This window comes from Micromonospora eburnea, assembly GCF_900090225.1.
Lineage (GTDB): Bacteria > Actinomycetota > Actinomycetes > Mycobacteriales > Micromonosporaceae > Micromonospora > Micromonospora eburnea.
Genome location: NZ_FMHY01000002.1, coordinates 3,195,137 through 3,212,340 on the forward strand (window position 1 = coordinate 3,195,137; position 17,204 = coordinate 3,212,340).

The following is a 17,204-nucleotide window of genomic DNA, read 5'->3' on the forward strand; positions in this document are numbered from 1 at the left end:
CGAGGACTCTGCATGTGGATGAGCCGACGCCGCACGTGGACTGGTCGGCTGGCGCGGTGCGGTTGCTGACCGAGGAGCAGGACTGGCCCGAGAACGGCCGCCCCCGACGGGCCGGGGTGTCCTCGTTCGGGATCAGCGGCACCAACGCACACCTCATCCTCGAAGCGGCAGGTGAACCGGTGACGAATCCGGAGACCGTCGCGTGTCCGCCCGTTCCGCTTCTGCTGTCCGCCAAGTCCGCCTCCGCTCTGCGGGCCCAGACGCAGCGGCTGCACGCACATCTGGTGGCGCAGCCCGAGTTCGACCTGGGCGGCGTCGCGTTCTCGTTGGCGACGACGAGGACCCACTTCTCGCACCGCGCGGCACTGACAGTCGACGGTCGCGACGCCGCACTGTCGGGCCTGGCCGAGTTCGCCGCGGGTGGGCGACCCGCCGGGCTGATCGAGTCGGTGGCGTCGGATGGAATGTTGGCCTGTGTCTTTCCCGGCCAGGGGGCGCGGATCAGCGGTGCCGGAGCGGAGCTGCACAGCCGTTTTCCCGTGTTCGCGGCGGCGTTCGACGAGGTGTGCGGGTTGTTCGACCAGTGGCTCGACGAGTCGCTGGCCGAGGTCGTGCTCGCCGCGCCGGGCTCGTCCTTGGGAAAGCTGACCGAGCGCACCGACTACGCGCAGGCTGGTGCGCTGGCGCTGGGCGTCGCGTTGTTCCAGTTGATGGGTTCCTGGGGTGTCGTTCCCGACTTCGTGGTGGGCCATTCCGTGGGTGAGGTGGTGGCCGCCTGCGTGTCGGGTGCGCTGTCCCTGCCGGATGCCGTGCGGTTGGTCGCGGCCCGGGGACGGTTGATGCAGGCGCTGCCGCCCGGCGGCGTCATGGTGTCGTTGCGGGCCACCGAGGACGAGGTCACGCCGCTGCTGACCGAAGGCGTGTCGCTCGCGGCGGTGAACGCGCCGAACTCCGTTGTGCTGTCCGGAGACGAGGATGCCGTTTCGGCGCTCGTGGCCGGCTTCGCGGGCCGCAAGAGTACCCGGCTGCGCGTGCGGCACGCGTTCCACTCCGCGCGTATGGACGGGCTGCTCGACGAGTTCCATGGCGTCGTCGAGGAGCTGTCGTTCGGTCCCGCGGTGATTCCGGTGGTGTCGACGGTAACGGGCTCGACCGCCGGGAGCGAGCTGGTCGATCCGGGCCACTGGGTGCGGAACGTACGTGAGCCGGTGCGGTTCGCCGATGCGGTGGGCACGCTGGTCGCCCGGGGTGTTGACCGGTTCGTTGAGCTGGGGCCCGACGGCGTGTTGGTGTCGATGGTCGCGGAGGTGTGTGCGGGGTCCGAGCGTCCCGTGGTCGCGGCGCCGTTGTTGCGTAGCGGTGAGCCGGAGGCGGCTACGGCGCTGTCGGCGATGGCGCGGTTGCACGCCGCCGGCACGCCCGTGGATTGGGCCGCCGTCTACGGAGAGGGCGCGTCGAGGCGGGTGGACCTGCCGACGTACCCGTTCCAACGCGAACGGTACTGGATGCGGCCCGACGGGACGATCCGCCCGGCAGACCTGCACGGCGTCGGAATGAGCGCCGCCGCCCACCCACTGCTCGGTGCCGGCGTCGAGCAACCCGACACCGGCGGGTTCCTCTACACCGGCAGGCTCTCGCTGGAAACACATCCGTGGTTGCGTGGCCACGCCTACGACGGCACCGCGATGTTCCCCAGCACTGGATTCGTGGAGTTGGCCTTGCGGGCCGGCCTGGACGTCGGGTGCCACCGGATCGGCGGCCTGAGCCTGGAGTCGCCGCTGGTTCTGCCACCGAAGGGCGGGGTGGCGGTGCAGGTGATCGTCGGCGCGGCCGACGACGACGGGCGCAGGCCGGTGCGGATCTTTTCCCGGGCCGAGGGCGCCACCGACGGCTGGCACCGGCATGCCACCGGCACCCTCGAACCCGGGACTGCCACCGGCACAACAGATCTGACGCAGTGGCCGCCAGCGGGCGCGGAAGAGATAGCGGTCGACGAGCTCTACGAACGTACCGCGGAGGACGGGTTCGACTACGACGCGGCCTTCCTCGGCGTCCGCGCGGTGTGGCGACGCGAGGGCGAGGTGTTCGTCGAGGTCGGCCTGCCAGCGGACGCCCACGACGACGCCGGCGGGTTCTGCCTGCACCCCGCGCTGTTCGACGCCGCGCTGCACGTGCTCGCCATGGACCTGTTCGAATACACCGTCGCTGGTGTCCCCTTCGCGTGGCATGACGTGTCCCTGCACGCGAGCGGAGCGTCCACACTGCGAGTCCGGCTCAGCGCCACGGAACGGGACATCGTGACCATGACGATGGCCGACGAGACAGGCCGAGCCGTCGCCTCGGTGGGCACCCTCGCGCTGCGGGCACCCACCAAACGAGCATTCCTGTACGAGCTGGGCTGGGTCGCGGCGCCAGAGCAGACCTCACCGGTGCGGCCGGCGCCGTGGGCACTCGCGGCCGCCGGCGAGTCCCGGTTGCCAGACCACGACCGCTGGCTCGTCGAGCACTCCGACCCGGCCGCTGCCGTTCGAGGCGGCGCGGCCGCGCATGCCGTCGTGCCGGTCGTCGAGACCAACGCACAGGACGACGTCCCCGGCATGGTTCGATCGGCGCTCGGCAGCGTGCTCGACGCTCTCACGAACTGGGTGACCGCGGACGTGCCGGCCACGGCCCGGCTGGTGGTGCTCACCAGGGGAGCCGTCGCGACCTCGCTGGACGAGGACGTGACCAACCTGCCGGGTGCCGCGTTGTGCGGCCTGGTGCGGTCGGCTCAGGCCGAACATCCCGATCGCGTCGTGCTCGTCGACGTCGATGACCTCGACGCCGCGGCCGCTGTGCAGCAGGCCGTCGCCACCGCGGTCGCCCTCGGGGAGCCGCAGGTCGCGGTGCGTGCGGGACGACTCCTGCTCCCACGGCTGACCCGCGTCACGGCGCCCGCACCGGCTGCTCCCACGATGCCACAACAGTCGGGCACGGTACTCGTCACCGGCGCGGCCGGCGCCCTCGGCAACGTGCTCTGCCGGCACCTGGCGACCGAGCACGGGATTCGCGACCTGCTGCTGCTCAGCCGCCGGGGACCGGACGCGCCCGGCGCGGCCCAGTTGGAAGCGGACCTCACAGACCTGGGTGTGCGGGTGACGACGGTGGCCTGTGACGTGGCCGACCGGGACGCCCTGCGCGCGGTGCTGGACGCGGCCGAGAGACCGATCACCGGCGTCGTGCACGTCGCCGGGGTACTGGACGGCGGCGGCGTCGCGGCCATGTCGCCGGCACGAGTCGACGGGGTGCTACGTCCCAAGGTGGATGCGGCGTGGCACCTCCACCAGCTGACCGAGCGGCTCGACCTGTCGATGTTCGTGCTGTTCTCCTCGGCCGCGGGCAAGCTCGGCGCGCCCGGCCACGCCAACTATGCCGCCGCGAACGCATTCCTGGACGCCCTCGCCACCCACCGTAGGGCACGTGGCCTACCGGGGCTTTCGCTCGCCTGGGGCGAGTGGTACGGCGTCGAGGGGATGGCGGTACGGCTGCAGGACACCGGCACCGCGGGCATGTCGCGAGAGCAGGGACTAGCCCAGTTCGACCTCGCGCAGCTCGTCGACCGGCCGGTGCTCCTGCCGATCCGGTTCGAGCCGGCCGCGTTGCCGCCCGATGACGTGCCGCCGCTGATGCGTGGCCTGCTCCCCGCGCGCCGCGTGCCGAAGGCGGCGTCGCGGCAGAACCCGGGGCTGCGGGACAGGCTCGCCGAACTGCCCGATGAGGACCGGCGGGCCGAGTTGCTCACCCTGATCAGGACCGAGGCGGCACGCGTGTTGGGCCACCGGGGGCCCGACCGCATCGCGGACGTCGACGTGTTCGGGGAGCTCGGGTTCGACTCGTTGATGGCGGTCGAGCTGCGCAACCAGCTGGTCGCCGCGACCGAGCTGCGGCTGCCCGCGACTGTCGTCTTCGACCACCCGACGCTCGCCGGGCTCGCCGGGGACCTGTCCGCCAGACTGAACGCGGCAGACGACCCCGCGCAGCCGGCCGCCTCCGTTGGCGCCGACCCGGACTACACGCTCGCGGCGATGTTCCGCAGGGCGTGTGAGCTGGACCAGCACGCCGAGGGGACGGCACTGCTGACGCAGGCGGCACGGATCCGACCGAGGTTCGCCACGAAGTCAGAAGCAGGCCGAGAGCCCGAGCTCGTCCGGCTCTGCGCCGGCACCGAGCAACCACCGCTGATCTGCTTCCCGTCCCCGACGGTCTACGGCGGGGTGCACGAGTACACCGAACTGGCCGCGCGGCTCGCAGGGGTGCGTGACGTGTGGTCACCTGTCTATCCCGGGTTCGCCTCGGGCGAGCGGCTGCCGGCCGACATCGGTGTGCTGATCGATTTCCTCGTCGACGCCATGCGGGAACTGGTGGTCGACACGCCGTGCTCGCTCGTCGGCCGGTCCTCCGGAGGGTTCCTGACGTCCCTGGTGGCGGCCCGGCTCGAGGAGCTCGGTGTGGTGGTGCAGAGCCTGGTGCTGCTCGACACCTACCCACCGGGCCCGGCCGCGACCACATACATCGAGCCGGTGATGCTGCGCGCGACCCTTGAGGCCGAGGGGAGGGTCGGGCCGATGACCGGTGTTCGACTGACCGCGATGGCCGGCTACTTCTCTCTGCTCGACCAGTGGTCGGCCCACCCGCTGTCGGCCCCGACCCTGCTGGTCCGGGCGTCGGAGGCCGTGGGTGGCGACCCGGGCGGCGCGGACTGGCGGGCGTCCTGGCCGATGCCGCACAGCATCGCGGACGTGCCCGGTGACCACATCACGATTCTGACCGACCACGTCGGCGCCACGGCAGAGGTCGTCCGGGAGTGGACCGCCAAGCAGGGAGTCGGAGGCGACCGGTGAGCACAGCCGAGAACCTCGCGGGCCGCGGCCGGGTGGCTTTCGTCTGCCCGGGACTGGGCCCGCAGTGGGCGGGCATGGGCGCCGCGCTCCTCCACTCGTCGGAGGTGTTCCGTGCCCAGATCGAGCTCTGCGAACAGGCCTTCGCCCCGTACCTCGACTGGTCGGTGTCGGACGTGCTGCGCGACCGGGCAGGAGCTCCGTCGCTGACCCGGATGGACGTCGCCCAACCGGCCCTGTTCGCGATGTCGGTCGGGGTCGCCGAGGTGTGGAGGTCGCACGGCGTGGTACCCGACGCCGTCGTGGGCCACAGCAACGGCGAGATCGCGGCGGCGTGCATCGCGGGCGGACTCTCGCTCGCCGACGGCGCCCGCATCGTCGCGCTGTGGAGCATCGCGCAGCTCCCGCTCGTCGGAAGCGGGGGGATGGCCGCGGTCTCGCTGCCGCCCGACCGTGTGCGCGATCGGCTCGGGGAGTTCGGCGACCGGCTCACACTCGCCGGCGTCAACGGGCCGGCCTCGACCATCGTGTCCGGTGAGACCGCCGCCCTCGACCAGTTGCTCGCGGGGCTCACCGCGGCGGGCGTGCGGGCCCAGAAGATCCAGATCGGCTGGCCTGCCCATTCCCCGAAGGCCGACGAGATCGCCGACCATCTGCTGCGGGTGCTGGCGCCGATCGCCCCGACCGCCTCGCGGACCCCGTTCTTCGCCGCGTGCACCGGCGGCCTGGTGGACACGAGCACGATGACGGCGGCCTACTGGGTCCGCAACATGCGGCACGAGGTGAACTTCGAGGCCGCCACCCGCGCGGTGCTCGACCACGGCATCGACACGTTCATCGAGGTCAGCCCGCATCCGGTGCTGACGATGGCGGTGCAGGAGACGGTCGACGCGCTGGGCGTCGACGCCGTCGTCGTGGGCTCCCTCCAGCGCGACAAGGGCGGCGAGGAACAGCTCGTCCGTGCGCTCTCGGCCGTGCGGACCGGTGCCGCGTACGGCGTTGACCCGGCCCAGCGGCTGCCTGCCCGGCTGGCGGCACTGCCTGAGCAGGCTCGGCGGGAGGCGCTGGTCGAGCTGGTACGCGATGCGGTCGCAGGTCCGCTCGGCCACGCGACGTTCGACCGGGGCGATGCGACCAAGACCTTCCTCGAACTCGGCGTCAACTCCGTCACCGCGGTGGAGATACGCGACGCCGTGGTCGCGGAGACGGGTGTGCGGCTGCCGGTCACCGTCGTTTTCGACCACCCGACGCCGACCGCGCTCGCCGACCGCCTGTACGCCGAGCTGTTCGGGGTGGAACGCGGTGTCCCGGCGCACACCACCGCCCGAGCCGACGACGAGCCGATCGCGATCGTCGCGATGAGCTGTCGGGCCCCCGGTGGTGTCCGCACCCCGACGGACCTGTGGCGGCTGATGCTCACCGGGACCGACGCGATCGGCGGCTTCCCGATCAACCGCGGCTGGCCGCTCGACGAGATCTACGACCCGGACCCGGACCGGCCGGGGCACACCTACAGCCGCGGCGGTGGCTTCCTGTACGACGCCGGCGAGTTCGACGCGGACCTGTTCGGCATCAGCCCGCGCGAGGCCATGGCGATGGACCCGCAGCAACGCCTGCTGCTCGAGACCTCGTGGGAGGTGTTCGAACGCGCCGGGATGGACCCGGCCGCGCTGAAGGGCCGCGATGTCGGCGTCTTCGTCGGTCTCGTGGACCAGCAGTACGCGCCGAGGCTGGACGCGGCGCCCGCCGAGCTGGAGGGACACGTGTTCACCGGCGGCGGCGCGAGCGTGGCGTCGGGCCGGGTGGCGTACACGTTCGGCCTGGTGGGGCCCGCGGTGACGGTGGACACGGCGTGCTCGTCCTCCCTCGTCGCCCTCCACCTCGCCAGCCAGGCACTACGTGCCGGCGAGTGCTCCCTCGCCCTGGTCGGCGGGGTGAACGTGCTGGCCACGCCCGGGATGTTCATCGAGTTCAGCCGGCAGCGCCTGCTGGCGCCGGACGGCCGGTGCAAGGCGTTCGCCGCCGCCGCGGACGGTGTCTCCTGGGCCGAGGGTGCCGGCGTCCTGCTCGTGGAACGGCTGTCGGACGCCCAGCGCAACCGCCATCCCGTGCTCGCCGTGATCAGGGGCAGCGCGACCAACCAGGACGGGGCGTCCAACGGGCTGTCCGCGCCGAACGGGCAGGCCCAGCAGAGCCTGATCCGCGCGGCGCTGGCGCGTGCCGGTCTGTCGGCCGGCGAGGTCGACGCCGTGGAGGCGCACGGCACCGGCACGAAGCTCGGCGACCCGATCGAGGCCGGTGCACTGCTCGCGACCTACGGCCAGGGCCGGGACCAGCCGCTGTGGATCGGCTCGCTGAAGTCGAACATCGGTCACACCCAGGCGGCGGCCGGCGTACTCGGCGTGATCAAGATGGTGCTCGCGCTCCAGCACGGCGAACTGCCCGAAACCCTGCACGTGGACGCCCCTTCGCCTCATGTGGACTGGAGTTCCGGCGAGGTCCGGCTGCTGACCGAGCGCCGGCCGTGGCCGGACACCGGCCGGCCACGGCGTGCGGGCGTGTCCTCGTTCGGCATGAGCGGCACCAACGGACACGTGATTCTCGAACAGGCGCCGTCGGACGCCGGCCAGGACGTCGGCCACCCGTCCGACGAGGTGGTGCCGGTGTTGCTGTCCGGCCGGACGAGGGACGCGGTCCGGGAACAGGCCAGGCGGCTGCGGGCGTACCTGGCCGGCGACGAGGGGTTACGGCCGGCCGACATCGCACACACCATGGCCACCCGCGCCGCGTTGCCGTGCCGGGCGGCGGTGCTCGGCGGGCGGACGGCCGTGATCATGGACCGACTCGGCGCCCTCGCGGACGGCAGGAACCCGCTCGGCGTGCTCGTGGACGAGCGAGTCGACGGCAAGCTCGCCATCCTGTTCCCCGGACAGGGGGCGCAGCGAGTGGGTATGGGCGGCGAGCTGTACCGCGCCTCGCCCGTGTTCGCCCGTGAACTGGATGCCGTGTGCGCCGCAGTGGAGCCGCACCTGGATCTACCGCTGCGGGACGTGCTGCTGGCCGAGCCGGGCACGGCCGAGGCGGATCTGCTGCACCGCACCGAGTTCACGCAGGCGAGCCTCTTCGCGGTCGAGGTCGCGCTGTTCCGGCTGGTCGAGTACTGGGGCGTGCGACCCGACTACGTCGGCGGGCACTCCATCGGGGAGCTGGCCGCCGCCCATGTCGCGGGCGTGCTGTCCCTCGCCGACAGCGCCCGCCTGGTGTCCGCCCGCGGCCGGCTGATGCAGGCCCTGCCCGACGGCGGTGCGATGACCGCGATCGCCGCCTCCGAGAACGCGGTGCGTGCGTCGCTGACCGGGCTCGAGTCCGAGGTCGCGATCGCCGCGGTGAACGGGCCCGGTGCCGTGGTGGTCTCCGGCGTCGCGAAGGCGGTGGCCGAGGTCGCGGACAGGTGGCGGGCGGCGGGGCGGGAGACGAAGCGGTTGCGGGTGAGCCACGCGTTCCACTCCCCGTTGATGGAGCCGATGCTCGCCGAGTTCGCCGCCGTCGCCGGTGATCTGGCTTATCACCCCGCCGCGATCCGCGTCGTGTCGAACCTGACCGGTGGTGTGGCGACCGACGCAGAGCTTGGTGATCCGGGCTACTGGGTGCGCCACGTCCGGGACACCGTCCGGTTCCACGACGGCGTGCGCGCGCTGTACGCGGCCGGTGTGCGTACCGCCCTGGAGCTCGGCCCGGGAGGCGTGCTGTCCGGCCTGGCCGGGGACTGCCTTGGCGACGAGGAGCGCGACCAGGTCGCGTTCGTGCCGGCGAGTCCCCGGGATCTCGCGGAGCCGGAGGCCGTGGTCACCGCCGTGGCCCGGGTGTGGGCCAGGGGCGCGCGTGTCGACTGGCCGGCGGCCATCGGTGGGACGCCCACGCTGCTGGACCTGCCGACGTATCCGTTCCAGCGCAAGGAGTTCTGGCTGCGGACCCGGCCGTCGGCCGGTGACGACGCCGCGCCCCCACCCGATTCGGCGTTCTGGGCCATGGTCGACCGGGCCGATCTCGATGCGCTGGCCCGAGAACTGCGGGTCGACACCGAGCAGCCGTTGTCCTCGATTCTGCCGGCCCTGTCCAGGTGGCGCCGCGACCGCGCCGAAGCGTCCGCTGTGGATGCCTGGCGGTACCGGACGGCCTGGCGGGCGACGGCGGCGCCGGCCGTGGCGGAGCTGCCCGGCACCTGGCTGGTCGTGGTGCCGTCCGGGCACGACGAGGCGCGGGGGCTGGCAGACCGGTGCGCCGGCACGGTGGAGCAGCGCCGCGGCGAACTCGTGTGGCTGGAGGTCCGCCCGGGTACGGCGCGGGCGGTGCTCGCCGAGCAGATCAACCGGGTCGCGGCCGGCCGACCGCCGTTCGCCGGGACGCTGTCTTTCCTGCCGCTCGACGAGCACCCGACCGCCGGCTCGCCCGCACTGACCGAGGGACTGTGGCACAGCGTGGTTCTGGTGCAGGCGCTCGGTGACGCGGGGGTCGACGCACCGCTGTGGTGGGTGACGACCGGCGCCGTACGTGTCGACGACACCGACGCGGTGATCAGCCCGTCCCAGGCGCAGGCGTGGGGTCTCGGCCGGGTCGTGGCGCTGGAGCACCCGCGCCGCTGGGGCGGCCTCATCGACCTCCCGCCCGACCCGGGTGACCGGGCGATCGACCTGTTCACCGGTGTGCTCGCCCTCGGTGGCGACGAGGACCAGCTCGCCGTCCGCGATTCGGGAGTGTGGGCACGACGCCTGCGTCCCGCACCGGCCGGCGACCGGAGCAATGTTTGGCGCCCCCGTGGCACCGTGCTGATCACCGGCGGCACCGGCGCCCTCGGTGGCCACGTCGCCCGGTGGGCCGCCGCCAACGGGGCGCAACACCTCGTGCTGGCCAGTCGGAGCGGGCTGGCGGCGCCCGGCGCCGAGGAGTTCGTGGCCGGTCTGGAGGCTCGGGGCGCCGGCGTGACGGTGACGTGCTGCGACATGGCCGACCGGGCCTCGGTGGCCGCACTGCTCGCCTCGGTGCCGTCGGACATACCGCTCACAGCCGTCGTCCACACGGCCGGGGTCAGCCAGTTCACGGACCTCGCCGCGGTGACGGCGACGGAGTTCGCGGCCGCGCTCACCGCCAAGGCCGCCGGTGCGGCGCATCTCGCCGACCTGCTGGCCGGCCACGAGCTCGACGCGTTCGTGCTGTTCTCCTCGGTCGCCGCGACCTGGGGGAGCGCGGCCAACGGGGCGTACGCCGCCGGCAACGCCTACCTCGACGCCTTGGCCGAGCAGCGCAACATGCGTGGCCTCGCCGCCACTTCGGTGGCGTGGGGGACGTGGGGTGGTGACGGCATGGCGCGCGGAACCACCGGTGAGCAACTAGCCCGTCGCGGGCTGGGGTTCATGGCGCCGGAGATGGCCGTCGCGGCGATGGCGCGAGCCGTTGGAGAGGGCGAACCGACGCTGACCGTGGCCGACGTGGACTGGGAGCGGTTCGTCCGGACCTTCACCGCCGTGCGGCCCAGTCCACTGCTGGCCGAGATCCCCGGAGTAGGCGACTCGCGCACCGATGCGGCTCCGGGGGCCCAGCGGCTCACCGGACTGCCCCGGCGTGCTCGCGAAACCGCCGTGGCCGCACTCGTGCGTACCCACGTGGCGGAGGTGCTCGGCCACACCGACGACGCCGCCGTGGTGACGAGCAGGACGTTCAGCGAGCTCGGTTTCGACTCGCTGATGGCGGTCGAGCTGCGTGACCGGCTCGCCGCGGCATCCGGTCTGCGCCTCGGCGGTCCAGTGATCTTCGACCACCCCACGCCGGAGCTGCTGGCCGCGTACATCTGCGCCGAACTCGACGGAGCCGACCTGGTCGAGTCGACGCCCACGACCGGGACACCGCTGGACCCGGACGACCAGATCGTCATCGTCGACATGGCGTGCCGGTACCCCGGTGGGGTCGCCTCCCCGGAACAACTGTGGGACCTGGTGTCGTCGGCCGCGGACGCGATCACCGAGTTCCCCGCGGACCGCGGCTGGGACGTCGAAGCGCTTTTCGACCCCGAGATGGCCACATCCGGAAAAAGCTACGTCCGCACGGGCGGCTTCCTGCACGACGCCGCCGACTTCGACGCCGGGTTGTTCGGCGTGTCGCCGCGTGAGGCGGTGGCGATGGATCCGCAGCAACGGTTGCTGTTGGAGGCGTCGTGGGAGGTGGTGGAGCGGGCGGGGATCGACCCGGTCTCGTTGCGGGGCAGTAGGACCGGCGTGTTCATCGGCAGCAACGGCCAGGACTATCGGGATCTCGGCGGGGCGTCGCGGGATGCGGACAACGGCTACCAGCTGACGGGCAACGCCGGCAGTGTCATGTCGGGCCGGATCGCTTACACGTTCGGTTTCGAGGGGCCGGCGGTGACGGTGGACACGGCGTGTTCCTCGTCGTTGGTGGCGTTGCACCTGGCGGCGCAGTCGTTGCGGGGCGGTGAGTGCTCGCTGGCGTTGGCCGGCGGGGTCACGGTCATGTCCACGCCAACCGCGTTCGTCGAGTTCTCCCGGCAGCGCGGCCTCGCGGCGGACGGTCGGTGCAAGTCGTTCGCGGCCGCGGCGGACGGGACCGCTTGGGGCGAGGGTGTCGGGGTCGTGTTGTTGGAGCGGCTCTCCGACGCGCGGCGCAACGGTCACCGCGTGCTGGCCGTGCTGCGTGGTTCCGCCGTCAACCAGGATGGCGCCTCGAATGGTTTGACCGCGCCGAACGGTCCGTCCCAGCAGCGGGTTATTCGTGCGGCGCTGGCCAACGCCCGTCTCACCGTGTCTGATGTGGACGCCGTCGAGGCACACGGCACGGGTACCACGCTGGGTGATCCGATCGAGGCACAGGCGTTGCTGGCGACGTATGGCCAGCGGGATCCGGATCGCCCGTTGTGGTTGGGGTCGGTGAAGTCCAACATCGGGCACACCCAGGCGGCCGCCGGTGTGGCTGGTGTGATCAAGATGGTGCTGGCGCTCCAGCACGGTCGCCTGCCCAGGACCCTGCACGTGGACGAGCCGAGCCCGCACGTGGACTGGTCGACCGGTGCGGTGCGGTTGCTGACCGAGCAACAGGAGTGGCCGGAGAGCGGCCGGCCCCGGCGGGCCGCCGTGTCCTCGTTCGGGATCAGCGGCACCAACGCACACCTCATCCTCGAACAGGCGCCGGCGGTCGCTGCCGACCTGCCCGTCGAGAAAACGACCGCAAGCACCGGCGTCGTGCCCGTGCCCATGTCGGCGAAGAACGCCAGGGCACTGCGTGACCAGGCGCTGCGCCTACGGGACCACGTCGAGGCCGACGAGGCGCTTGCACCGGCGGACGTCGCCACCGCCCTGGTTACGTCGCGCGCGCTGCTCGACAGCAGGGCGGTGATCACGGCGAGGAACCGAGAGGAGCTGATACGGGGCCTGGACACCGTCGCCCAGGGTGCGGCGGCGGCGAACGTCGTGACAGGCAAGGCCGTGCCAGGCGGCCTCGGCATGATGTTCTCCGGCCAGGGCACACAGCGGCCCGGCATGGGCCGAGCCCTCCACGGGGAGTTCCCCGGGTACGCGGAAGCCCTGGACGCGGTCTGCGCCGAGCTGGACAACCACCTCGACCGCCCGCTGACGCACGTGCTGTACGCCGACCCGGAGTCGCCGGAAGCGGGACTGATCGACCGGACGGAGTTCGCGCAGCCAGCGATCTTCGCCACGCAGGTCGCCCTGTTCCACCTCCTGGAGTCCCATGGCGTGCGACCCGACGTCCTCCTTGGGCACTCGATCGGCGAGTTCGCCGCCGCGTACGCTGCCGGCGCGCTCACGCTGCCGCAAGCCTGCTCCCTGGTCGCCGCCCGGGGACGACTGATGCAGGCCCTGCCGGTGAGCGGCGCCATGCTGTCCGTCTCGGCCGGCGAGGCCGATGTCCGGTACGTGCTCGCCGAACTGGGCCTGCCGCTGGACATCGCCGCGGTGAACGGGCCGTCGTCGGTCGTTCTGGCGGGTGATCGCGACGCCGTCGTCGCCGCCGCCGGCCACTTCTCGGCACTCGGCCGCAAGACGAAGAGGTTGCGCGTCAGCCATGCCTTCCACTCGGCGCTGATGGACGCAGTGCTGCCCGAGTTCGAGCGGATCGCCGAGACGGTCACGGCCGCGCCACCGGCCACGCCGTTCGTCTCCACGGTCACCGGCGCGCCGCTGTCGGCGGACACGCCGTTCACCCCGGACTACTGGGTTCGGCACATCCGGCAGACCGTGCGGTTCGGCGACGGCGTGGCCGCCATGGCCGGGCAGGGCGTGACCCGGTTCTGCGAGGTGGGCTTCGGCAGCGTGCTGACCGCCATGGCCCAGGACTGCCTCGACCGTTCGGACCTGGTGTTCGTGCCGGTCGTACGCGCCGACCGGGCCGAGCCGGATGCTTTCCGCACCGCCCTGGCCACCTTGCACACGACGGGAACGGCGGTGGACTGGCTGACCGTCCTCCCCGGGGACGCCAGGCCCGTCAGCCTCCCCACCTACCCGTTCCAGCGACAGCGGTACTGGCCGGAACCGGCCGCTCGGTCTGACGCGGACGGGCTCGGCATGCGGTCGGCCGGACACCCGCTGCTCGGCGCGAGCACGGATCTTCCGGACTCGGATGAGTTCCTGCTCACCGGCCGGTTGTCCCGGCGTACCCAGCCATGGCTGCTCGACCACTCGGTCCACGATCACGTGGTGGTGCCCGGCACCGCCCTGCTGGAGGCGGTCATGCGGGCCGGCGACGAGGCCGGGTGCGACCGGATCGAGGAACTCGCTCTGCGTACACCGCTGGTCCTGCCAGAACACGGCGGCGTGGCGCTCGGTGTCACCCTCGGCGAGGCGGACGAGAGCGGACGCCGATCGGTGGCCGTCCACGCGCGAGCCGACGGCGCACGGGACTGGACCTGCGTCGCGAGCGGCGCGGTGACGGCCAGCCCGCCACTCGCACCGCCGGAGGTTGCGAGCTGGCCGCCGCCGGGGGCGAGCGCCGTCGACACGAGCACGCTCTACGACGAGCTCGCGGCCACAGGCCTGGTGTACGGCGACGCCTTCCGTCTGGTGCGCGCCGCATGGCGGTCCGGGCAGGAGGTGTTCGCCGAGGTCGAGTTGGCGAGCGCGCAGGTCCCCGAGGCGGCTCGGTACTCGGTGCACCCGGCTCTGCTCGACGCGGCCCTGCACGCTTCCGTCCTGACCGTCGACGACCCCGGGGCGCGATCCGCGAGGCTGCCCTTCGAGTGGCACGACGTGACGGTGTCCTCGGCCGGCGCGTCGGCGTTGCGGGTTCGGCTGACTCCGGCCGGGGCGGACTCGATCGCCGTGTCCGCCACCGATCTCACCGGCGCGCAGGTGATCGCCGCGGGCACCTTGGTGCTTCGGCCCGTGGACGCGGAGCGATTGGGCGCCGACCACCGCGCGAGAGGCGAGCTGTTCCAGGTGCGTTGGACGGAGGTGCCGTTGCCGCCCGACTCCCCGGTGGGGCCGGTGACCTGGGATGTGCGCGCCTGCCTCGCCGGCACCGATGACATGGGTGATCTCGTGCCGGAACTGGCGTTCGTCGACCACGCCGCCCCGCTGCCGGGCGAGGAACTGCCCTCGTCCGTGCACGCCGCGGTCACCGGCCGGCTCGACCTGCTGCGGGCGTGGCTGTCCGACGAACGGTTCGCGACGGCGACGCTGGTGATGGTCACCCGGGGCGCGGTCGCCGTGGCGCCGGAGGAGGAGGTCGTCGACCTCCCGGGCGCGGCCGTCCGAGGGCTGGTGCGCGCGGTCCAGAGCGAGCATCCCGGCCGGCTGTTGCTGCTCGACGTCGACGGCGACGACGAGTCACGCCGCGTCATGACGACCGCATGCCGCCTCGACGAGCCGGAGATCGCGGTGCGCGGGGGACGCGCCTACGTGCCCCGGCTGGCGCCAGCCGAGGCACCCGCGCTGACGCCGCCCAGCGGTGCACCGGCATGGCGCCTGGACACCGCCGGGAACGGCGCGCTGGAGGGCCTACGGCTGGTCGGCTGCCCCGAGGTGCTCGCGCCGCTCGCGCGGGGACAGGTGCGGATCGCGGTGCGTGCGGCCGGCGTGAACTTCCGGGACGTGCTCGTCGCGCTTGACATGTACCCCGGACCCGCGCGGATCGGCGGGGAGGGTGCCGGTGTGGTGCTCGACGTCGGACCGGGGGTCGACGACCTCGCTCCCGGTGACCGGGTTATGGGGATGTTCGACGGCGCCTTCGGTCCCGTTGCCGTCGCCGACCACCGCACCGTGGTGCGGATGCCCCCCGGCTGGTCCTACGCGCAGGCGGCTTCGGTGCCCGTCGCGTTCCTGACCGCCTACTACGGCCTGGTGGACCTGGCCGGCCTGCGGTCGGGGGAGTCCCTGCTGGTGCACGCCGCAGCCGGCGGCGTCGGCACGGCCGCGGTACAGCTGGCCCGTCATCTGGGCGCCCGCACGTTCGGCACCGCCAGCGTCGGCAAGCACGACACGGTGCGCGGCCTCGGGCTGACCGACGATCACATCGCGTCCTCGCGGACGCTGGAGTTCGAACAGCGTTTCCTCGCGACCACCGGCGGCGCGGGTGTCGACGTCGTCCTGGATTCACTTGCGGGTGAGTTCGTCGACGCCTCGCTGCGGCTGCTGCCCAGGGGCGGCCGCTTCCTCGAGATGGGCAAGACCGACATCCGGGACCCGCACCAGGTCGCCGCCGCCCACCCCGGCGTCCGCTACCAGGCGTTCGACCTTGCCGACGCCGGTCGGGAACGGCTCGGGCAGATGCTGGGCGAGCTGATGGCGTTGTTCGAACGCGGCTCACTGGTTCCACCTCCCGTCACCACGTGGGACGTGCGCGATGCCGCCGACGCGTTCCGCGCGCTCAGCCAGGCGCGGCTGGTCGGCAAAGCCGTGCTGACGATGCCGCCGGCCGCCGGCCCGCGCGGCACCGTGCTCGTCACCGGCGGCACCGGTGCGTTGGGCGGGATGATCGCCAGGCACCTGGTCAGCGAGCACGGGGTGCGTGATCTCGTGCTCGCCAGCAGAAGCGGCCCCGAAGCACCCGGCGCCCGGCAGCTGGTCGCGGAGCTGACCTGGTCGGGGGCGCGAGTCCGGGCCGTGCGCTGCGATGTCTCGGACCGCGACGCGCTCGCCAACCTGCTGACCGGTCTGCACCTCGGTGGCGTGGTGCACGCGGCCGGGGTCCTGAACGACGCGGTTGTCGAGACGATGACGGATGCCGGCGTGTCCGCCGTGCTCAGGCCGAAGGTTGACGCGGCCTGGCACCTGCACGAGCTTACGGCGGGCATGGACCTGGACCTGTTCGTTCTGTTCTCGTCCGCGTCGGCGCTGCTCGGCAATGCCGGACAGGGCAACTACGCCGCGGCGAACGCGTTCCTCGACGCGCTCGCCGAGCACCGCAGGGCACGCGGCCTCGCCGGCGTTTCCCTCGCATGGGGGCCGTGGCACCAGTCGACCGGCATGACCGCCGGCATGACCGACCGGGACGTGCGCAGGCTGCACGCCGGCGGCATCGGGCTGCTGGCACCCTCGCGTGGCCTCGAACTGTTCGACGACGCGGTCGGCAGGGTGACCGCAGGGGTTTTCGCGCCGCTGAACCTGGACGTCCGCGCGCTGCGGGTGAGGTCGTCGACGGAGAACCTGCCGGCCCTGCTGCGCGGGCTGGTACGCGCTCGGAGCGCGCGCCGGTCGGACGAGCCGGCGGTCACTCTCACGAGCCGGCTCGGTGGGCTTCCGGCAGCCGCCCAGTACCAGGAACTGCTCACGCTGGTGCAGGTTCACGGGGCCGCGGTGCTCGGACACAGCTCGCCGGAGTCCATCGATCCGGAGGAGTCGTTCAAGCAGCTGGGCTTCGACTCGCTCGCGGCGGTCGAGTTGCGAAACCGGTTGCGGGCGGCGACCTCCGTGCCACTGCCGCCGACGCTCGTGTTCGACCACCCGACGCCCGGGGAACTCGCACGGGCACTGCGGCAACGGCTGATGGGAGATGACACCGGTCCGGACCTCGACGGCCTGCTGCGGGAGCTGGACCGGTTCGAGGCCGCCCTCACCGGGCCGGACGTCGTGGCCGCAGACGGCCACGGCGCGATCGCCAACCGGTTGCAGAGCATTCTCCGGCGACTGACCGGACCGGGCGAGCCACCAACCGATGACTGGGACCCCACGAAGCCGGATGAGATCTTCGACTTCATCGACCGGGAGTTTCCGGACGACCGCGGGCCGGAACGGTCGTGATCGCATGGGCTCAGCTGCTCAGCAGATCAACACGCGGCGTCTGCGGCTGCCGGGGGAGCGGGAATCG

2 protein-coding genes are annotated in these 17,204 nt (G+C 72.6%); both read left to right on the forward strand.

Annotated elements, in window-relative coordinates:
- Positions 1-14 precede the first annotated feature (14 nt).
- On the forward strand, positions 15-4,880 hold the full coding sequence (locus GA0070604_RS33035; protein WP_244161898.1) for a type I polyketide synthase: 4,866 nt from the start codon (positions 15-17) through the stop codon (positions 4,878-4,880).
- Positions 4,877-17,137 carry a type I polyketide synthase gene (locus GA0070604_RS14415; protein WP_091118418.1) on the forward strand — a complete coding sequence of 4,087 codons (12,261 nt, stop codon included), beginning with the start codon at positions 4,877-4,879 and terminating at the stop codon, positions 17,135-17,137. Before GA0070604_RS33035 ends, GA0070604_RS14415 begins: the two co-directional genes overlap by 4 nt.
- Positions 17,138-17,204: the final 67 nt, after the last annotated feature.